Source organism: Paenibacillus sp. PK4536 (assembly GCF_028594455.2).
Classification (GTDB): domain Bacteria; phylum Bacillota; class Bacilli; order Paenibacillales; family Paenibacillaceae; genus Saccharibacillus; species Saccharibacillus nuruki.
The window spans coordinates 983,173-1,005,099 of the sequence record NZ_CP126313.1; the positions used below are offsets into that span (position 1 = coordinate 983,173).

Annotated in this window: 17 protein-coding genes; 9 read left to right on the forward strand and 8 right to left on the reverse strand. The window is 39.7% G+C overall.

Annotation, left to right across the window (positions count from 1 at the left end):
- Positions 1–95: 95 nt before the first annotated feature.
- Entirely contained in the window at positions 96–1,172 is a 1,077-nt protein-coding gene (locus PO903_RS04580) for a branched-chain amino acid aminotransferase (protein ID WP_273592738.1), read from the reverse strand.
- A gap of 180 nt (positions 1,173–1,352) precedes the next feature.
- On the opposite strand from PO903_RS04580, the gene PO903_RS04585 reads away from it, so the two are divergent.
- The gene (locus tag PO903_RS04585) at positions 1,353–2,177 is read left to right on the forward strand and encodes a class I SAM-dependent methyltransferase (RefSeq protein WP_273592739.1); all 825 of its coding nucleotides are present in this window, start codon (positions 1,353–1,355) and stop codon (positions 2,175–2,177) included.
- A 110-nt stretch (positions 2,178–2,287) separates the two neighbouring features.
- Here the strand turns inward: PO903_RS04585 and PO903_RS04590 are convergent, their stop codons facing one another.
- On the reverse strand, positions 2,288–2,890 hold the full coding sequence (locus tag PO903_RS04590) for a YjgB family protein (protein ID WP_273592740.1): 603 nt from the start codon (positions 2,888–2,890) through the stop codon (positions 2,288–2,290).
- A gap of 290 nt (positions 2,891–3,180) precedes the next feature.
- On the opposite strand from PO903_RS04590, the gene PO903_RS04595 reads away from it, so the two are divergent.
- From PO903_RS04595 to PO903_RS04610, 4 genes are all read left to right on the forward strand, one after another.
- Positions 3,181–4,737, forward strand: a complete 1,557-nt coding sequence (locus PO903_RS04595) for an NAD(P)H-binding protein (protein WP_273592741.1) — start codon at positions 3,181–3,183, stop codon at positions 4,735–4,737.
- Between the two features lie 210 nt (positions 4,738–4,947).
- On the forward strand, positions 4,948–6,186 hold the full coding sequence (gene pepT / locus PO903_RS04600; protein WP_273592742.1) for a peptidase T: 1,239 nt from the start codon (positions 4,948–4,950) through the stop codon (positions 6,184–6,186).
- A 63-nt stretch (positions 6,187–6,249) separates the two neighbouring features.
- Positions 6,250–7,368, forward strand: a complete 1,119-nt coding sequence (locus PO903_RS04605; protein ID WP_273592743.1) for a 5-methyltetrahydropteroyltriglutamate--homocysteine S-methyltransferase — start codon at positions 6,250–6,252, stop codon at positions 7,366–7,368.
- 38 nt (positions 7,369–7,406) lie between these two features.
- Complete coding sequence (locus PO903_RS04610; RefSeq protein ID WP_273592744.1) at positions 7,407–7,676, forward strand: YkgJ family cysteine cluster protein; 270 nt, start codon at positions 7,407–7,409, stop codon at positions 7,674–7,676.
- A 114-nt stretch (positions 7,677–7,790) separates the two neighbouring features.
- On the opposite strand, the gene PO903_RS04615 is transcribed toward PO903_RS04610, so the two are convergent.
- Entirely contained in the window at positions 7,791–8,501 is a 711-nt protein-coding gene (locus PO903_RS04615) for a helix-turn-helix domain-containing protein (protein WP_273592745.1), read from the reverse strand.
- A 336-nt stretch (positions 8,502–8,837) separates the two neighbouring features.
- On the opposite strand from PO903_RS04615, the gene PO903_RS04620 reads away from it, so the two are divergent.
- The gene (locus tag PO903_RS04620; protein ID WP_137223999.1) at positions 8,838–9,680 is read left to right on the forward strand and encodes a methyl-accepting chemotaxis protein; all 843 of its coding nucleotides are present in this window, start codon (positions 8,838–8,840) and stop codon (positions 9,678–9,680) included.
- A 198-nt stretch (positions 9,681–9,878) separates the two neighbouring features.
- Positions 9,879–10,718, forward strand: a complete 840-nt coding sequence (locus PO903_RS04625) for a methyl-accepting chemotaxis protein (RefSeq protein WP_193555955.1) — start codon at positions 9,879–9,881, stop codon at positions 10,716–10,718.
- 140 nt (positions 10,719–10,858) lie between these two features.
- On the opposite strand, the gene PO903_RS04630 is transcribed toward PO903_RS04625, so the two are convergent.
- Positions 10,859–12,007: a GGDEF domain-containing protein gene (locus tag PO903_RS04630; protein ID WP_273592746.1), complete on the reverse strand. Its 1,149-nt coding sequence runs from the start codon at positions 12,005–12,007 to the stop codon at positions 10,859–10,861.
- Positions 12,008–12,272: 265 nt separating this feature from the next.
- Between PO903_RS04630 and PO903_RS04635 the strand changes: the two genes are divergently transcribed.
- Complete coding sequence (locus tag PO903_RS04635) at positions 12,273–12,896, forward strand: acetate uptake transporter (protein WP_069326575.1); 624 nt, start codon at positions 12,273–12,275, stop codon at positions 12,894–12,896.
- A 74-nt stretch (positions 12,897–12,970) separates the two neighbouring features.
- Here the strand turns inward: PO903_RS04635 and PO903_RS04640 are convergent, their stop codons facing one another.
- The 4 genes from PO903_RS04640 to PO903_RS04655 form a co-directional block, all read right to left on the reverse strand.
- A complete protein-coding gene (locus PO903_RS04640; RefSeq protein WP_069326574.1) occupies positions 12,971–13,609 on the reverse strand; it encodes a methyltransferase in 639 nt (212 codons plus the stop codon).
- Positions 13,610–13,757: 148 nt separating this feature from the next.
- Positions 13,758–14,861 (reverse strand): carbohydrate ABC transporter permease, encoded by a 1,104-nt coding sequence (locus tag PO903_RS04645; RefSeq protein WP_069326573.1) that lies wholly within the window; start codon positions 14,859–14,861, stop codon positions 13,758–13,760.
- A complete protein-coding gene (locus tag PO903_RS04650; RefSeq protein WP_069326572.1) occupies positions 14,861–15,943 on the reverse strand; it encodes a carbohydrate ABC transporter permease in 1,083 nt (360 codons plus the stop codon). The genes PO903_RS04645 and PO903_RS04650 overlap by 1 nt, the downstream gene beginning before the upstream one ends.
- 107 nt (positions 15,944–16,050) lie before the next feature.
- On the reverse strand, positions 16,051–17,478 hold the full coding sequence (locus tag PO903_RS04655; protein WP_069326571.1) for an ABC transporter substrate-binding protein: 1,428 nt from the start codon (positions 17,476–17,478) through the stop codon (positions 16,051–16,053).
- A gap of 483 nt (positions 17,479–17,961) precedes the next feature.
- Here PO903_RS04655 and PO903_RS04660 point away from each other — a divergent pair, with 483 nt between their 5' ends.
- The gene (locus PO903_RS04660; RefSeq protein WP_273592747.1) at positions 17,962–21,798 is read left to right on the forward strand and encodes an S-layer homology domain-containing protein; all 3,837 of its coding nucleotides are present in this window, start codon (positions 17,962–17,964) and stop codon (positions 21,796–21,798) included.
- Positions 21,799–21,927 lie beyond the last annotated feature (129 nt).

The following is a 21,927-nucleotide window of genomic DNA, read 5'->3' on the forward strand; positions in this document are numbered from 1 at the left end:
TACTCGTAAAAAATTAAACCGTAGTATTTCCTATAATAATGGAAACACTACGGTTTAATTTGTTTTTATTAAATTATATATTTAACATTAATGTATTACGCTTTAACTTCCATCGTCCAACCAAATGGATCTGCGGCTACGCCTTTTTGGATGCCTGTTAATGTCTCATACAACTTGGCAGACAATTCGCCTGTTTTGCCTTCGTTGATGATCATTTTTTCACCTTGCCAGTTCAATTCGCCCATTGGAGAAATAACCGCTGCGGTACCTGTACCGAACGCTTCTTCCAATTTGCCTTCTTTGTGCGCTTCTTCTAATTCATCAATCGAAAGAATGCGTTCTTCCACAGGAATATCCCAGTGCTTCAGCAATTGAATAATCGAATCGCGCGTAATTCCGCTAAGAATACTACCGTTTAGCGCAGGCGTTACCACGATACCGTTGATTTTGAAAAAGACGTTCATACTACCGACTTCTTCGATGTATTTACGGTGCACGCCATCTAACCATAGCACTTGAGAGTAACCCAATTCTGTAGCGCCTTCTTGTGCTTTAAGTCCTGCTGCATAGTTACCTGCTGTTTTCGCCATACCTACACCGCCGGGAACAGCACGTACATATTTAGATTCAACGAAAATTTTAACCGGATTGATGCCTTCTGCATAATAAGCACCTACAGGTGAAAGAATAATCATAAATTTATACTGACGAGAAGGAGATACACCAAGAGTTGGTTCAGTTGCGATAACAAATGGACGCACATACAGTGAATTACCTTCACCTTCTGGAATCCATTCACGATCCGTTAGAATCAACTGACGCAAAGCTTCAAGTGCCAATTCAGGATCAACTTCTGGAATACTCATACGCTCATTTGAAATGTTTAGACGCTCTATATTTTTGGTAGGACGGAACATGAGAACACGTCCATCTTCGGTTGCGTATGCTTTAAGTCCTTCAAAAATCGTTTGTCCATAATGGAATACTTTTGCCGCCGGGTCCATCATAATGGGTTGATACGGAACGATACGTGCATCATGCCAACCTTGCCCTGCATCATAATCCAAAATAAACATATGATCTGTAAATTGTGTACCAAATACTACCCCATCCATTGATGACGGTTTCTCTTTTTTATTCTTTGTATGCTCAACAGTGATCTCTATACTCATAGTCTATATCTCCTTAAACAAATTATTCCCTAAATCATATCACTTCTTATCCCAAATCGAAAATACTTAAAAACAATAAGTTGATAGGTAAGCTGTCAAAGCAACTTTAGCCTCTACTCAATGCCTCTTTTTCCTTTATAATAAATCACAGTACATTCAAACAAGGAGGCAAGATCTGTTATGACTATTCCTGAAAATAATTCAATCAACAATATCGAGCGGTTTTCCGGTTTTGAAGATGTCTATGATCAGCATCGTCCAGTGGCGCCTAATCTTGTAGTTGATATCCTTTCAAATTATTTGCAAAAGAAACCCGGACTTGTGGTCGATGTGGGCTGTGGTACAGGGTTATCTTCTTTTATATGGCGGGATCGGGCAGACCGAATTATTGGGGTAGAACCGAATCTGGATATGTTAAATAAAGCTCGGTATAAGCTCAGTCTGACGACACAAGCCGATCATTTATCATTTGAACAAGGCTACTCGAATCAGCTTTCTCTAGATTCCAATAGCACCGATATCGTCACATGCTCTCAGTCGTTCCACTGGATGGAACCTGTCAGTACACTCAAAGAAATCGCTCGTGTGCTGGTGCCAGGTGGTATTTTTGCGACATATGATTGTGACTGGCCACCTACAGTCAACTGGCAACTGGAACGCGAATACAACAACTTATTAGCGATCTCAGAGCGTATTATTGCAGAACAAGCAGACCCTCACAAAGTTGCTCATAAACGTAACAAAGACAACCATCTTCAACAGATTGAGCAAAGTGGCTACTTCCGATTTACCAAAGAAATTGTATTTCACAATATCGAAGCATGTAGTGCAGAACGGTATGTAGGGATTTTGCTCAGTCAGGGGGGAATTCAAGCAGCACTTCAATTAAAATCTGATTATTTAGAATCCGAGATTAATATTTTCCAAGCGATGGCAGATGATTATTTCCGTGGTGGAGTCACCAATGCCATGTTCAGTTATCGGATGAGACTCGGGATTCGTTGATTGAAATTTAGATTTAATATGGTTAGAAATGAGAAGAAGCACTGAACTAATGTTCAGTGCTTTTGTTGTGAAGAATACGTATCTTCAAGCTACTATATTTTCAGGTTCATTTACAACCCTTTTTCACGTAAATTGATATGATCTAGCTCTGTACTGCTATTAAAAATAAATTCTAACTGATAAGCTCCGCGCACATACGTAACTTTTGTTTGCTTCATTTTGCCGTTTTTGATTGTTGTTGTAGCACTTGGCGTGTACCAGTTTTTGAGTAACATTTTCATCGTGATCCCACCGATATTGGTCTGACGTTCAACAGTAGTACCGAAATAACGCATCTCACGAATTTTGGTCAATTTATAGTTAAATGCATAACCCGGATTCCCCATCTCTGCATGATACGTATCGAATCCGTCAGCATCGGTCATCGCTTTGTCCGGTTTACCAAAAGCTTTTACCACTTGATCTCTAGTCGTTTTGCCGACTGTAAATGCACTGGCATTGCCCGGAAATTGTCCTTTTAAAGCTGGTTTGTAGAAGCTATTTAGCGTTCTCAAAGCCATTTGGCTATCGCTAGTCGTAACTTTGCTAGGTGTAGCCGCAGATACCGTCTGTACAGAAGCGAATCCACTGGTGAGTCCAAGCGTTCCGACAGCCAATACACCTGTAAGTGTAGCTGTAAGCATGACTTGTTTGATCGATTTTTGAGTATTCATATTCATTTCCTCCTTGTGAATAAGGCTATAAACTATGTCTTATTCATGTGTGTGTTGCTTGATTCCAACGATAGTCTGTTCATTGTGATAGAGATTAAGTAACTATATACTTATCTATACCGAAAGTATAAGCGCTTATACTTAACATTTCAGAGTATACTTTTTAAAGTGTTCTACTGTCAACAACATAGGACTTTGGTCGCTATGTTCATCTATTAACATGAGGTTGAAGTTCTAGAGAAAAGGGTATTTAACAGCTACAGACTTTAAAATGAACAGGGGTGGAGACAATGGATATGGAGACAACAACAAGCGAAGAAACGACTATACCACATCGTCCAAGAATTGCGTTAACAGGAGCAAGTGGTTATATCGGGCACAATCTATTGAAGCGACTAACCGATCATTACGATGTCATTGCTTTGTCCAGACATGGCGATGATAAAGAAAACAGTGAACATGTTGAATGGCGTTCTTGTGAATTGTTCTCGATATCTGATGCAGAAAAAGCGTTAGAAGGTGCAGACTATGCGATCTATCTTGTACATTCTATGATGCCAACTGCCAAGCTAACCCAGGCTCATTTTGAAGATATGGACGTTATTTTAGCAGATCATTTTGCACGGGCAGCCAAAAAAAATGGAATCAAACAAATCGTTTATCTAAGTGGTATTATTCCTGAAGGAGTTCCACGGGACAAATTATCACGTCATTTACGTAGTCGTCTGGAAGTGGAACAGATTCTAGGCTCTTATGGAGTACCTGTAACAACTATTCGTGCAGGGCTGATCGTCGGACCTCAAGGTTCTTCGTTCCCGATCCTTGCCAAGTTGGTACAACGTTTACCCGTGATGACATTACCGACATGGACACGTACAGAGACGCATCCTATTGCTTTATCTGATGTACTGCAAGCTTTGAAAAAAAGTATCGGTAGTACCGAATTATATAATCGCGCGATAGATGTCGGTGGCCCTGATATCATGACATACAAACAAATGATGATGAAAACCGCAGATGTGATGGAGAAAAAACGTGCCTTCCATGACGTTCCTTTTCTAACGATCCATCTATCCCGTCTCTGGGTTACACTGGTGACAGGAATGCCCAAAGAGATGGTATATCCACTCGTTGAAAGTCTAGCGCATCCCATGGTAGCGAATCCTGAACGCAAAGTCGAAGGCATCAGCGATGGACAGATTACATTTGAAGAGTCTGCCAAATCTGCACTGGAAGAAGAAGCGAAGGAAAAAGAAAAAGCCAAAGAGAAAAAAGAACAGGCTAGTGCTTCTTCTGCGCCAGCTCCTGCAACGGAATCAGTGTCAGATGTACGCTCTATCCAACGTGTCGTTTTACCTGACGGTAAAAATGCCGATTGGGCGGGTAAGTATTATATGGAGTGGTTAGGCGGCATAGCCAAATTCTTGATCCGTACTGAATATGATGGTAGCAGTATTTACCGTGTCTATATTCGCCCTTCCCGTCAGCCTATTTTGGAGTTAACCTATTCTCCTGAATTAAGCAGTGAAGATAGTGCAGTTTACCATATTACAGGCGGCGCTTTTACCAAAACCAAAGAAAATCATGAAGGACGATTGGAATTTTTACAAGTTCCGGGTACCCAGGATTGTGTTATTGCTATCCATGATTACCTTCCTTCTTTACCGTGGTTTATCTACAAATTCACTCAAGCCAAAGTACATCTATGGGTCATGTATGCTTTCCGTCGTCATTTGAAACGAATGATCAAAACAGGCAAGCAACATGAATTCCCGGGCGGTCAACAATCTCAAGATTCGCAACATGCCCCTACGCATGCGATAAGCGGTACCCACAGTACGCCTTAATATCTTTGTCGATAAGTAGGATAGAACGCATCATAGGATTTCACAGGTCTGAACATTCATTGTCATGATGAATAGATTCAGACCTTTTTATATCGTCGATTAATACATGTATAAACAAGGATCTGAATCTCCTTTTGGGATGATCTGTATATTCATGATAAAATAAATAAATACGATAGATACTACAAGCCGAAGGGAGCTTATTATACTGTGAAAAACGAACTGATTGAACGCTTAACTTCTTATGTGCAAATTGATACCCAATCCAACGAGGATAGTGAGACTTGCCCTTCTACTCCGGGACAATGGACGCTTCTTCATCAATTGGTTGAAGAATTAGAACAGATCGGTATGGAAGATGTCACTCTAGACGGCAACGGTTATGTCATGGCGACTTTGCCTTCGAATACAGATCAACAAGCACCTGTGATCGGCTTTCTAGCTCATGTCGATACAGCGACTGACTTTACAGGCAAGAATGTAAAACCAAAGCTTCTTGAAAATTATAATGGTGGCGATATTCTACTGAATGCTGATGTAGGCGTTGTGCTTTCACCAAAAGATTTTCCGGAATTGGAGCAATATAAAGGTCATACACTGATGACTACCGATGGAACTACACTACTTGGTGCGGATAACAAAGCAGGGATTGCTGAGATTATGACAGCGATGCACTACTTGATCGATCATCCCGAAATCAAGCATGGCAAAATCAGAGTAGCTTTTACACCGGATGAAGAAATTGGTCGAGGCCCGCATTTGTTCGATGTAGCGAAGTTTGGTGCAGAATATGCATATACCGTAGATGGCGGTCCACTGGGAGAACTTGAATATGAGACATTCAATGCCGCTTCCGCTAAAGTCACTTGCAAAGGCAGTAATGTACATCCCGGTACAGCTAAAAACAAAATGGTGAATGCAGCGAAAATTGCGATGGAACTGCATCGTCGTCTTCCAGCAGGTGAAGCTCCTGAATTTACAGATGGTTATGAAGGATTCTTCCATCTTTCTTCTATTCAAGGAGATGTAGAAGAAACGCAATTATCTTATATTATTCGTGATTTTAACCGTGAAAATTTTGAACATAGAAAAAATCTATTAACTAGCATTGTCGAAGAATTTGGACAAACGTATGGTGAAAACAATATTTTGATCGAAATGAAAGATCAATATTACAATATGCGTGAAAAAATAGAGCCTGTAAAACATATCGTCGATATAGCAGGACAAGCGATGAAAAATGTAGGTGTTGAACCTCACATTACACCTGTTCGCGGAGGAACCGATGGTGCTCAATTGTCTTATATGGGTCTACCTACCCCGAATATTTTTACAGGTGGCGAAAATTATCATGGTAAATACGAGTACGTGTCTGTAAATAATATGGTCAAAGCCACAGAAGTGATTGTTGAAATTGCTCAATTATTTGCCAAACCCAATCAAGCGTAATATTCCGTCTGGATCGAATAACTTATAATCCATCTAAATACGATAGAAAGCAGGTATAACTCTATGACATTTTCGACTTCTCTTCAACGCACAGTAGCTCCTTTTCGTGCAGATCAGGTAGGTAGTCTACTGCGCACCGATACGATCAAGCAAGCTCGTCTTCAATACACAAGCGGTGAACTTCATGCAGAGCAGCTACGTGAGATTGAAAATGAAGAAATTCGCCGAATCGTAGCGAAGCAAGAAGAAATCGGTTTATTATCGATTACAGATGGTGAATTTCGCCGGGCATGGTGGCACTTTGACTTTTTAGAGCGTTTGGATGGAGTTGAGGGGTACGACACTGAAGGTGGTATTCAATTTCACAATACAACGACCAAAGCACATGGAGTCAAAGTCACAGGCAAAATCGACTTCACTACTCATTCGCATGTGGATGATTACGCATTTCTGCATAGCATCGTGAGTCAAGGTCGTACAGCGAAAATGACGATTCCAAGTCCAAATATGTTGTTATTCCGTGGTCAAATTGAAACCGATTTGTATGAGGATCGTGATGTTCTTTTGCATGATCTAGCACAAGCGTATCAAAAAGCTATTCGTGCTTTTTACGACGCAGGTTGCCGTTATCTGCAATTGGATGACACGTCATGGGCAGCATTCTTTTCAGAAGAAGCCAAAGCCAAGTTGCGTAACGATGGCAAAGATCCAGATCAAATGCTTGCAGATGCGGCTAAATTAATCAATGAATCGATTGCTAATCGTCCAGCAGATATGATGATTACAATGCATATTTGCCGGGGTAATTTCCGCTCGACATGGGCAGCATCTGGTGGTTATGATGGCGCAGCCGAGACCATTTTGGATGGACTGGATCTGGATGGATTATTTATGGAATATGATGACGAACGTTCAGGATCATTTGATGCGCTTCGCTTTGTGAAACGTCCGAATCTACAAATTGTACTGGGTCTAGTTACTTCCAAATATGGAGAATTAGAACATCCTGATGAGATTAAGCGTCGGATTGATGCCGCATCCAAATTCGTGAATCTAGATCAATTATGCTTGAGTCCACAATGTGGATTTGCTTCAACAGAAGAAGGTAATTTATTAACAGAAGAGCAACAATGGGATAAACTACGTCATGTTATCCAAATCTCGCAAGAGGTCTGGAAATAAATATCGCATGTGTGCATTAAATATTGGAGTGAATTATTATGGAATGTCGGGTTGGCTGTGCCGCCTGTTGTATCGCAATCTCTATTTCTTCACCGATCCCGGGGATGCCGGAAGGTAAACCTGCTGGAGTTCCTTGTCCCCAACTAACTACAGAGCGCCGTTGCGGATTATTCGGTCGACCGGAGCGTCCAGACGTATGTTGTGGATTACCAGCTTCTTTAGAGATGTGCGGTACAACAAATGAAGAAGCTTTTGCTTATCTACAAGCCTTAGAACAAGCAACAGCTCCTACCAAGTATAGATCATAGCATCATACATCATCGCTTTAACCATTTCCCTTTTACAGATGATCAGAATACAAGCATCTTTTCTGCTGACGTATACTTGGTCTGTAAAAGGGATTTTTGTGTCTATTCCTGATCTTAATCTTCAAAAAAGGCAAGCTGGATTAACTGTTTGGCACGGTTTAATTTTTTGGCGTCTAATTGTTGTAACATCGCAACAATATCATCCTTTTCTGCGGACTCACTCGAAATTTCCACTTTAGAAGAAAGTATACGAGCTGGTTCATTGATCTGTATGGCCTTCTCTTCGATCTGAACCCATGAAGTGCTTATCACATCTTTCATCAAAGATACAAGAAAGCGGATATCTTCTATTTTATATTGATGAAGAAAATGACTCATATTGTGATGGATATGCTGGTGTAATTGTTGATGTAATATAAATATTTTTTTGCCCAAAGGCGTTAATCGAAACAGCACTTCTTTTTTATTATCTGGTACAGGCTCGAACTGAATCATGTAGATATCTGCTAATCGGCGTGTAATTTTGGATACACTGCCTCTAGGAATGTTATATTGCTTGGAAATAGTAATCCCATTTACAGGCTCTAACTCTCCAATCGCATCAATCACATGAAGCATCTGTACAGTCGCTACTTTTAAAAAAGCGATGACATCCGAGTCAGACGTATGCATCATCATCCATTTCTTTTCTTCATCTTCCCCTTCAGCTTGAAACCGCTGTTGAATCGCAGCCATATGATCGATAACTTCGGTAATTAATGCGTTCTGCTCTATTTCGTTGTTCATGATCGTCTTCTCACCTTCATCTTTTTGATATCGCGCCATCCTTACCAACCTTTATTTACATCTCAATATAACCTTTTCTCAGTATAGCAAGAGAGTCTCTGATTAGAAAAAAATAGAAAAGCTATTTACAAAAAGGTTTTGAAGCCTTATTAACTAAGCAAAATAGTCTTTATATTGTCCCGACAATGTAATTATTTCTATATATATAAATAAATATATTTTACTGTATGAAAAAGTTAAAATTTTAAATTTAATTGTCGATTTAGCGCGATTTATCAGACTTTCTCGCCGTTTCAGCCTTAATTTCACGACCTGAATTTCCGATATTATAGGAGTATGTACACTATAAAATTGTGATCAAAGGGTGATGAATGAATGAGTACGACGGATTCCTTATTAAAGTTTGTTCCTTACATCGGTAAAATTTTGAGAGAACGCGCAACCATCTGTCTCTATAACGAGACCCATATGCTTTATTATGAAGAACTAGATGGAATCGATCTTGGATTCAAAACAGGGGATGCTCTTCCAGCGGGATTCGATCATTACGCTTCCTTAACCGATAAAATTAATCCTTCAATCAGCTATTATCCTAAAGAAGTGTTTGGCGTTCCTTTAGAAGGAATTAACGTACCTATTTATGATGGCAGTACACTTATCGCTGTTCTTTCTGTAAGTTACGATAAGACGACGCAAGAAAACTTAGATTCTGTTTTACAAGAAAATGTCTCTGCTGCTGATGGTCTTGTCGATATGGTACAACATGTTGCTGCTCATGCTCAGCAATTACAAGCAACCAGTGAACAAATTTTGCAAAACAGTAAAATCACTGTTGAAAAATCAGGTAAAATTAACGAAGTGGCTACATTGATCAAAGACATCTCAGAACAAACCAACTTGCTCGGTCTAAACGCTGCAATTGAAGCGGCTCGTGTAGGCGAACTTGGAGCTGGATTTGGCGTTGTTGCGACTGAAGTGCGAAAATTGTCAGTTAATGCCAAACAAGCGACCGGTGATATCGAAACCGCTCTGCGTGATGTACAACAATCAATTCGTCATATGGAAAATGAAATTGCTCAAATTACCACTTCTTCTCAAGAACAATCTTCTCTGGTTGGCTCCTTTACTGATGTTATTGAACGTCTGCAAGCAGCGAGTACCTCCATGAAATTGATAACAGACAACCTTTATCGTTACAGTGTTCCTCTCAAAAAATAATCTTCATTTACCTACTTTAATCTACCTACTAGAGTTATTTAACGATAGAAGCTCTATGATTATAGAGCTTTTTTCACTCACACCTATGTCTAGTTGTTGTCCCTTAAAAACATTAGCCTTTACTATAAGGCGCTTCTATCCGATAGTAATACATATAGATACTATCAAAAATTGAGTACGAAAAGGATGATTAGAATTATGCCAGTAATGGATGCACTATTAACCGCTTTGCCGTTCATCGGAAAACTTTTACGCGAGCGAGCTACGATCTGTCTTTATGATCATGAGAAAATTCTCTATTATGAACAATTTGGAGGCATTGATCTAGGATTCGTCTCTAACGGCCCTCTAGCTCCTGGCTTTGAAAACTTTGCTGGAATTAAAGATAAAGTGAATCCATCCATCACTCCTTTTCCTAAAGAAATGTTCGGTGTGTCTTTAGAAGGTATTAATGTGCCTATTCATGATAATGGTCAAATCGTTGGTGTTATGACAATCAGTTATGACCAAAGAACGCAAGAAGATCTACAAGGCGTTATGACAGAAAACGTTGCTGTATCTGAAAATCTTGTCGACATGGTACAACATATCGCTGCTCATGCTCAACAATTGCAAGCAACTAGCGAGCAAATCTTGCAAAACACCAAAACAACGGTTGAAAAATCAAGCAAAATCAATGAAGTAGCGATCTTGATCAAAGACATTTCAGAACAAACCAACTTGCTTGGTCTAAATGCTGCGATTGAAGCGGCTCGTGTAGGAGAACTTGGTGCAGGGTTCGGTGTCGTAGCTACAGAAGTACGTAAATTGTCTGTTAACTCTAAAAAAGCTACAGGCGATATCGAAACCGCTCTACGTGATGTACAAGAATCTATTCGTCAAATGGAAAACGAGATCACTCAAATTACCACTTCTTCTCAAGAACAAGCTACTCTTGTAGGTTCCTTTACCGAAGTTATCGACCGTCTACAAGCTACAGGCGAATCGATGAAAGATATCACTAAAAATATCTACTACTATAACAGTCAGCAAAAATAATCTATTGTGCTTCTATAAACAGTAAAAAGCGCTACAATCCGTAACAGCGATTGTGGCGCTTTTTTTGTCGATCTATTTCTACTATCTACTATAGCGATGCTGTATTCGTTGATCACAAGTAACGATTATCTCCTATCTTCTTATATCGTCACAACACTTCGTTCGATTCGGTTACGTCCTGCATGCTTTGCTTGGTATAATGCATAATCACTGCGCTGATATAACATACTCAGATGAGTATCTGAAGTAGCGAGTACAGTGACAATACCGATACTAATCGTATAGGACAACGGTAAAGCATGAAAGCGATGATTTTCAATAGTAGAACGTATCTGTTCTGCTATTTGGCTTGACTGTTGTTCATCTGTATCTGGTAGAAGAATAGCAAATTCGTCTCCACCATATCTTCCAAATATAGCTTGCTCTTCTAAACTATTTGCAATAAGTATTGCCATATCTCGTAGTACGCGATCTCCTACATGATGACCATATGTATCATTAATATTTTTATAATGATCAATATCGAATAAAAGATAAGAAATCGATTGTTGTTTTTTGGCTAATGTATGAATACAGTTTTTGCTTTGGATCATAAATGTACGCCGATTCAAAATACCAGTCAGCTCATCATAGCTAGCAATTCGTAACAGCTCAACATCCGCCTGTTCTTTGGATAACAGCACAAATCCGGTATTTCCCAAGATCATAATTAAATAAAGTGAAAGAAACGTAAACGTTTGATACATGCCTGTTGTAAATAATCCAACCTCATTCCCTAAATAAATAGCAGAAATAGCTCTACACCATAGACTGATTGCAACAATACTATACAAATACCCCATTAAGTGTTGAAGCGAGGACGCTTGGCGATCTGAAATCATACGATAGGCGGGATAGAGGATAAATAGAGATGTAGCTATAGAAGCGTAAATAATGCGAGTCGTCTCTGTCACATTCAAGAGGTATATAGATACAAAACCGATAATGATGATGACCATCCATCCGATATACAAATGGCAGACTTTTCTAGAAAATGCTTTTTGCAATACCAGAAATGATGCAGGCTCAAATGCCGCCCCGATAAACAACAATGAATTAGCTGCCACTATTGAGAAAAAGTCCGGTGCTGTATTTTGAAAAAGTAACATAAACCATGCAATCGCTTGTACCCACTTAGAGGCATAGAACATATTCACAGCACGATCTTTTGTATAATTCTGACGATACGCTCGGATCAAAATAACTGTAAAGATATGTCCAAATACAAGCGAAATGAATACTGTTTTCATATCCAGATTGAAATCCATCTGTCTTATTCACACACCTTAATCGATGATATTTAATTATGTATCAGTATAACAAGTTTTGAGTAACGGAAATAGTCAAATCATTACCCGAATTGGAATAAATAAATTGTAGTGACATACACTTTACTGCAATTTATATGTAAATAATAATATTTCTTTTCTATCTGCGTCTTTTCAGGTACAATGCTTGAGGTATGTCTGACGAAACGTTAGACATACCTAACAATTATTGGAGGCTAAAATCCTTATGCAAACTTCTTCGCAAACTCAAGTTAAGATCATTAATGCTGATCCTAGCGCACTCGGCCTATTCGGTCTGGCTATTGTTACTCTGGTAGCTTCTTCTCAAAAGCTAGGTCTGACTACAGGTCTAAGTTATGCTATTCCCTGGGCGATCTTTCTAGGTGCTTGCGCTCAATTATTCGCTTGTATTCAAGATTCCAAGCGAAACAATACATTTGGTACGACTGCATTTGGAGCATTTGCTTTCTTCTGGTTCGCTATGGCAGGCAACTGGATGATCAAAATGGGTGTATTCGGAACAGCTCTTGCGAGTGATGTAGATGGTAAACAGTTAGGTTTTGCTTTTGCCGGTTATCTAGTGTTTGTTCTCTTTATGACGATTGGTGCTATGGAAACACACAAAGTATTGTTTATTATTTTCTGCTTGATCGATTTGTTATTTTTAGGGCTGACTTTTGATGCGTTTGGTGTAGCTCCTCATATTTTCCATACACTTGCGGCTTATGCAGAAATGGGTATCGGCATTGTATCTTTATACGGTACAGGCGCATTGGTATTGAATACGCATTTCGGCAAAACCTTTTTACCAATCGGTAAGCCTTTCGGTATTTTCAAAGATCACAACTAATACAACAGCATACTGAACGAAATATATCCAAAAAAACACATGTAGGCATTAAGCTACATGTGTTTTTTGGTTGCTTATACTTTATAGATATAGATTTTGGTGCGATGGATATCAACGCACTGAACGACTTTCTCAGGTGTCCAATCCGGTAATGCAAAATACACGCTAATAATATATGTATAGGTTGTGGCACGTTCACGCAAAATAGGATTTAATCGCTTCATGGCTCCCGGAAACAAATAGCAAATAATCATATTGGCTTCTTCATACGGATACTGATACATATCACCACGAATCCAGTTCACCGATACTTTTTCAAATCGTGCCCAGAGCTTCGAAATCCAGAACGGTATGAACGAGTTCTCAATGCCTGTGACTTTATATTCAGGGCAATGCTTCGCTAGAAATATCGCTAATGTTCCCCAACCTGACCCGGTTTCGATGATAGTTTTGGGACGTGTTTTGTAGTCCATATGTTGTTGGATAGTTGAATATCGCTCAACTGGATCATCGGTCTTTAACTTGAATAATGGACGATCCAATTCTTGTATTTTGGATAAGCGTAATACTTCTTCAGCAATCTTGCTTCGGATCAGTGCAGAAGCAGGCAATGGGGAGATACCATTACGCCAGCTATAATACACGATCGACAATACAGCAATCAATACAACAACCAGCAATACAGTCGATACGACCAACGATCCAGTATCCATAGATGCTCTACTCCTTTATAAATGATAGTCTATTTATGATACAATTCCCGGCTATGAAATACCAGTTTCTTCTATATTTATCCTCAACCATAAAACCACTTCCCTGTAGATAGGAAAGTGGTTTTTATAGTTGTTCTTTGTAAGATTATTATCCTTTGATCGATCCACCCAATAGACCACGTACAAAGTACTTCTGTAGTGCAAAGAATACAGCAAGTGGTGTTAACATGGAGACAAAAGCAGCTGCGGTTAACAAATGCCAGTCACTACCACGCGAACCAACCATATTCGCAATATTCATTGACAGTACTTGTACTTCCGGTTGAGAACCGAGGAAGATAAGCGACACCAGATAATCATTCCATACCCATAAGAACTGGAAGATACTGATCGAAGCCAATGCCGGTACAGATAATGGAAGAATCAATTTGGAGAAGATGGTAAAGTTAGTTGCTCCATCCATATAAGCCGATTCAAACAGATCACGAGGAAGCTGACTGATCGAATTGTACATAAAGTAGGTGATTAGCGGTAACCCGAAAGCAGTATGGGCTAACCATATACCAAAGTATGTTCCGTTCAGTCCGAGTGCTGTATAATCGCGCAAAATAGGAATTAAGGCAACTTGTAAAGGTACGACGAGCAATGCGATCACAATAACGAAAAAGAATCGTCGTCCTTTAAATTTCAACCAGGCAAACGCATAAGCGGCAAAAGAAGCGATAAAGATCGGAATCACGGTCGATGGAATAACAACAGCAATCGTATTCCAGAACGATCTACCCATGCCGCTACCTTGCTCGGTTTTGACCGTGCCATCCGGTTGCGTGATTTTGTACTGTTTCCCCCCTAGAACCGTTTCATAGTTCTGAGTGGTGAAATTAAGCGTCATTCCGCTCCATTTTTTGTCCTGAACATCGACCGTACGTGAACGGCGATTTTCCCAGACCAGACGTTTGTCGCCTTGCATTACACCCGCTTTGAGCTGATCATCGCTGAATGTCTGTCCGTTAACTGTAATCGGCTGACGAAGGTCGGTATCTTTTGGAAGCTTGACTTGTTCTTCAGTTGCCCACTGGCGATGAGGGAATACTGTCCACCATCCGGTTTGTAAAATATCGGCGGCTGGACGTACAGATGAGATTAATAGCCCTAGCGTAGGAATAAACCAGATAATACAGATAATCGCTAGAATCGTATTAACCAACCAACTCGCTTTGCGTTTGGGTGCTTTATGTTTTCGTTTAGCCATCAGAAGCTTCCCTCCTTCTGAAGCTGGCGCAGATTCAGGATAATAACCGGAATAACTGCAATCAGCAACACAATCGCAAGCGTAGAACCATAGCCTGCATTTTGATACATAAATAATTGACGGTAGAACTCAGTCGCAACCACTTCTGTTCCATACTGTCCGCCCGTCATAATCATAACGACATCGAATATTTTCAGTGTGAATACAATAATGGTTGTGGTTACTGCTAGAACGGTACTGGAGATCACAGGCAACATGATTTTGAAAAAGATACGCACTTCGCCTGCGCCATCCATACGTGCCGCTTCCAACATATCTTCCGGTATTCCTTTGATCGAAGCGGAAAAGATAACCATTGCAAACCCGGTCTGCATCCAGACCAATATGACAATCAAGAAGAGGTTATTCCAGGGTTGCACCATACTGAGCCAGCCCTGCGGCTGGAGTCCTAACTGCACCATAATTGCGTTAAGTAGACCGATCTGGTCATCGCCTGGTTGATAGTAATAAATGAATTTCCAGATAACGCCTGCGGCTACGAATGAAATCGCCATCGGCATAAATACAATCGCTTTGGCAAGACGCTCAAAGCTACTGCGGTCAGCCAGTACAGCGACCAACATACCCAAAATTACGCATGCTAATGTACCGAATACCACCCAGAGCAAGTTATTACGTAGCGCTGTTAACAATAGTCGGTCTGTAAATACAGCCCCAAAGTTAGCCAGCCCTACAAAGCGGGTAGAATCAGCATTAAAAAAGCTTAAGTATAATGTGCGTAGTGTCGGTAAAAAGAGCAACCAACCTAGCAACAATACAGCAGGTCCTACAAATACATAAGGAATTATACGTTCTTTCCATTTATCCGAGTATTGCTCAACCACCCAGTTCAGAGACCAGTAAATCGAATAGATCCCAAATATTCCCCAGATTACAGCAAGCACAGCATTTAAAACTGGTGGAAGATCCGAGCTTCTAAAAAATAAAAAGATCGAGAAATGCAAGCCTAAGTTTACAGCAGGCACCAGTATCGATAATAAAATCAACTTCAACATAGACCCTTGATTGGCTCGCACGTCCATCGGCTTTCCCCCTTAATCAAGCCAAAATCGGACCGATAGCATCGGCCCGTTCTGACTCATGTCAATGTATACCTGCTATCCATACCTATAGTATCTGGAGTGCAATACTATTGTTTTTTGAAGCCTGATTGAATTTCAGCCATCGCTTCATCTAGACTAGCTGTACCACTCACATAATCCGTCATACCTTTCCAGAACGTTCCTGCGCCTACAGAACTTGGCATCAAGTCAGAACCGTCAAAGCGGATTGTTTTGGCTTCTTGTACAAACTGAGACATACGACGTTCTTGATCATTAGCGAACCAATCATCAGGAGTACCGTTCATTGGAGGTGTTACCCCACCGGATTGAATCCAGCTTTGTAGAGATTCTGCTGTTGTGAAGAATTCCATAACTGCACGTACTTCTGGGCGGTCATTGAACATAGCATAGATATCACCAGAGATCATAGCAGGTGTACCATATTGCTCATCGATCGATGGGAACGGGAACCAGTCATACTCATCTGCTGTTACGCCTTCAGGAATAAAGGATACGATAAATCCTGCTTGACGGTTAAACCAAGCTTTAGGAGGATCTGTGAACAACGGTTGAATAGAATCCCCGAAGTTCGTTGTTACGATTGAACTACGTCCACCGTATACATAATCTTTGTTAAACCAGATATCAGACATTTTTTTCACTGCATTTTTAACAATTGGATCTGTAAATGGCAATTCGCCTGTTAACCATTTGTCATAGTTTTCAGGAGTAGTTGTACGAAGCATAATATCTTCGATCCAGTCTGTTGCAGGCCAGCCTGTTGCTGTACCACTTTCAATACCGATACTCCAAGCAGGATCGCCATCTTTAGCGATTTGCTCTGTTAATGCCATCATTTCGTCCCAAGTCTTAGGTACTTCATAACCAGCATCTGCGAACGCTTTTTTGTTGTACCAGACTAAGCTTTTCACACTACTACGTGCCCATACGCCCGCAGTCAATTCTTTACCGCCTTCACCTTTCATTTTCGCCATATCTAGCCAGCTATCTTTGTATTGCTCTTTCAAATAGCTTTCGTCCATAAAGCTAGATACATCGACCACTTTACCAGAGTTAGCGAATCCTTCTAACAATCCTGGTTGTGGGAAGTCAGCGATATCCGGTGCATTACCACCGTTTACACGTACATTAATAGTCGCTTCAAATTCTTTAGAACCTTCATAAGCGATATCAATACCAGTCTGATCTTCAAATGCTTTGATACTTGCATTGAATTTCTGCTCATCCGCATCTACGAATGGACCATACATCGTTACTTTGGTTCCTTTATATTCACCTTTTAAGGCTTTCTCTAATTCAGATCCAGCTGGAACTTTAGCTGTTTTGATCATATCTGCGCCTGTTGTTGCTGTAGCTGTTGTATCTGTTCCTGTTGCAGCGGGTTCTGGTGTAGCCGTATTACTTGTTGTTCCTCCGCATGCACTCATGACAACTGAAAATAACAAAACCATCATCAGTGACATTGTGCTGCTTTTTTTCAACTTACGCTTCATGTACTCAGCCCCTTTTTTTTGATTACACCTGTAATAAAAAAGTAATAAAAAGAACGTAAATAACAAAATTAGATATTTTTTACTTCTTACCCATTTTCTTATGTATTGGGTGAAAAGTAAATAGGAATCTGATAACGCTATCAAAATATTTTCAAATTCCTGTTATGCAGTAAAAAGTAGCATGGCTGAAAGAGATGCACTACATCTATAAATGTACTTATACGCCTCTTTGCAAACGCTTGCATACATCTGCAACCTCATTTTAGGACATGATTGATACATAAGCAAGAGTTATTTTCATCAATGAAAATAATTTAAATTTACCCTTATCTGTACGATATATTCCAGTAAATCATTAACATATATGTAACGTATAAAAATCAATTTATGATTATTTAAAATTAATGTTCAGAAATTGTTCAGTACTGTTCGATATAGTGAATACATGTCACATGATTTAAAAACAAAGGGGATATTTACAGCATGAAAAAATGGATGATTTTATGCTTAGCTGCACTGATTGCATTGCCGGGGACAGCAACAACAAATGTTTTTGCTGAGAGCGATTCAACCAGTACAACAAGTAGCAACACAAGCACAGTTAGCAATGATACTTACTCTTCTGGCACTCCTGTCACTCATGTCGAAAGTACAAATACTGGCGTTACTTCTAATCAAGTCAATAAACCTGTGATTACGTTGATTGGTGATGCACAGATTCAATTGAATGTCGGCGATACTTTTAATGATCCAGGCGTAACTGTACAAGATAATGTCTACAAAGATCTTACTGCAAAAGTTTCTTATACCTTAAATAACCAATCTGTAAACGCTGTGGATACAAGTATTGCTGGTGAATATACCGTTCATTACAATGTAATCAATCCGGAAGAACAAGTTGCGGATGAAGTCACTCGTATAGTTACGGTTAAAGCACTCAGCGGTTATTTTAATCTTGCTAAAACAAATATTCCAAGTCCGTATGGTATGGCTTATCACAATGGATATGTATATGTATCCTCTTATCAACAAGGGATTGATCGTGTATCCGTAACTACAGGTGTAGTAGAACATGTCGTTCAATCATCAGGTTATTTTTTCGGTGTTGCTTTAAATAAAGCAGGCGATCTATTCTATACCAAAAACATAGATGCACATGTTTACAAAATACCTGCAAAATATCTTAAAGATTTTCCATTAGATTCAACAAAACTTAATGAAGTATCCGAGGCTTTCGATTCATATAATAATAGCAATATGTATGGGTTGGCTATTGATAACAATGACAATATGTACATTGGCAACAACAGCTACAATTTTAATTCCAATTTCAATTCTGACAGTAGCCTTATCAAAGTAAACCTGACAACAAAAGCAAGACAGAATGTACTCATAAATAATAATACAAATTCTAATTATTATTATAATGGTGTTTTGGGAATCACTACAGATGCCAAAGGAAATTTATTTTATAGCACTACCGGATTTTTAGGTATGGGTAGCATGGGACTTAAAAAGATAAGTTCTGATCATTTGCAAAACTTGCCTGTAGATAATTCACTTATTGAGTCTTACCAAAGTGATTTTTATTCTGCACAAGGACTCGTTATCTTACCAAATGGTACCGGATATTATAGTAATGGTAATTCTATTCAACCGTTCAAAAAAGTCACTCCTCCTGTGATCACATTGGCTGGTGATTCTTATATTCAATTGACTCAAGGTGATGCTTATGTTGATCCAGGATTCTCGATTAGCGACGCAGTCGATGGTAATCTGCAAGCAACGATCACTTATACGTTAAATGGTGAACCTGTAAATGCTATTGACACCTCTGTTGTAGGTGAATATATTGTTCATTACAATGTACAAAACAGCTCTGGTTTGAGTGCAAACCAAATGACTCGTTATGTATCAGTCAAAGCTATTCCGACTGACCTTACACAAGTTGAACTTAATCGTCCATTTGAATTAGCTTATTTCAATGGTGATGTGTACTATGCCGATTATGATCGCGGGCTTTACAAAGTTTCTACCAAAACACTAAAAGTAACTCATATCGCTAAAGGTAATAATATCGTTGCTGTAACTTTAAACAAAGCTGGAGACCTGTACTATGCCAAATCTAACGATAATCGTGTATGGGTGCTAGATCATAAGTATCTACAAGACAGTGAATTACTGCCTTATACGACTTCAGATTTAGAAGAGTATAGTACTCTTTATTACAGTGCATCGATTCAATCATTACAATCTAATATCATTGCAACTCAAGGTATTGAGAGTACGATAGAGATTACAGGACTTGCTCTCGATCAACAAGATCGTTTGTATGTAGCTACTAGAGAAGATGGTTACCATCAGGTCGATTCTCAAATTGTCCGTCTATCCGATTCTAATTCAAAACCTGAATGGGTAGCATCGTATCCAACTGTAATTCGCGGTATTACAATTAGCCCGCTTGGTAATCTGTATGTAAATATTGGTTACTCTTATCTTTACAAAGCTAAAGCTTCCTTACTTCAAAATCTTCCAGTTGCAACAGAGAATTTTGAAGTGATGGGCGAAACAAACTTTGCTTATGGTGTTACCTTCTTACCAGACCGTACAGGATATACAAGTTCTGTAGAATCGAATACGTTAACTAAATTAGATTTCTTAGACGAAGCAGAAGTATTTCCAGTAACAAGTGTTACGTTAGACAAATCAACATTAGAGTTCAAGAAAAAAGGCGCTGCTCAAACGTTAAAAGCGACTGTCACTCCTGATAATGCTACAGATTCAACGGTATTATGGATTAGCAGCAATCCAAGCGTAGCGACTGTAACCGATGGCGTAGTTACTCCAATCGGTAAAGGTACAGCGATCATCAGTGCTTACTCTGTATCTCAACAAGAATTATTTGCAAGTGCAACAGTAACCGTTAAAGAATCCGATGATAAAACGTCATCTTCAGGTGGCTCCCAAAAAATCACCCTTAACGTAGATGATGGTAAAGGTAAAACAACGATTCCTGCTACAGCAGTCGTTAACCGTACTACACAAGCAAGTGGTCAAAAACAAGATCAGATTACTTTCTCCACCGATAAAGTGATCGAAGCGATTACGAAATTAAAAGAAGCAGCTCAACAAACCGTTCGTCTGGTTGTTCCAGATAGCAGTGATGAAGTGGCTCAAACCGATATCACGTTACCATTAACAGCAGCAAAAGATTTGAAAAACGCAGCAATGAACTTGGAAATCAGCACTAACGATGCTAAATTGTCTGTTGCTTCCACTTCATTGAACAATATCACTAACGATCTTTACTTCCACTTTGTACCTCTTAAAACGGTAGCACAACAAAATGCAGTGGCGAATCGTGCAAAACAAGAAGAGATCGTTAAACAATCTTTAGGCAATGGTAATATCTCGGTAGTAGGTCGTCCGATGACGATCGAAACGAATTTACAAAACCAACCGGTTCAATTGGTCATGCCGATTGAGAACAGTGCGATTCCACAAGATGCAACAGCTAAACAACAATGGTTAAATCAATTGCGTATCTTTATCGAGCATAGTGATGGCGATCGTGAATTGGTACAACCAAGTGTAGTTGATTATGGTAATGGCAAAACAGGTCTACAATTTACAGTGACCAAATTCAGTACGTTTACAATTGTAGATATGCAGAACCTAGCAGCGTCTACAACAAACAATTCAACACCTGACAATAATAACGTCAATACAGATACAACAGCGGGTGTAGTAAAACCTGCTTATATCCAAGGTTACCCTGATCAAACATTCCGTCCGAACAACAGTATTACTCGTGCTGAAATGGCTTCACTATTGTACCGTTTACAAGCTAGCGCACCAAATGCATCAGCTAGTGGCAACGGAAGCTATTCAGATGTATCTACTACGTTCTGGGCACACCAAGCGATTGCTTCTATGCAATCCACTGGATTGATGAAAGGTCTAACTAACGGTAAATTTGCTCCTGCTCAACCGATCACTCGTGCGGAGATGGCTGCAATCGTAAGCCGCTGGCAGGGTCTGACAGGCACAGGAAGCTCATTTGCTAACGATATTAACGGACACTGGGCAGCGAACGATATCAAGCGTGTAACGACTGCTGGATTGATGCAAGGTGTATCTCCATCTAGCTTCCAACCAAATCAACCGTTGACTCGTGCTCAAGCTGTAACGATTTTGAATAAAATTCTAGAAAAAACAGCTAACTTAACAGCTGGCAACAAAGCATGGAAAGACGTTCCTGCTAGCCACTGGGCATATGCAGACATCATGGACGCTTCTAACTCCTACACATTGAAATAAGTAAAAGAAGAAGACGTGATTATGGTATAACCCAAAAAGGGCAACCTCCTATTCGTAGGAAGTTGTCCTTTTTTTAATGATCTTTTTCGTTAGCAATTTGGCGGTAGAATATGCTTTTTTTCTACAGTT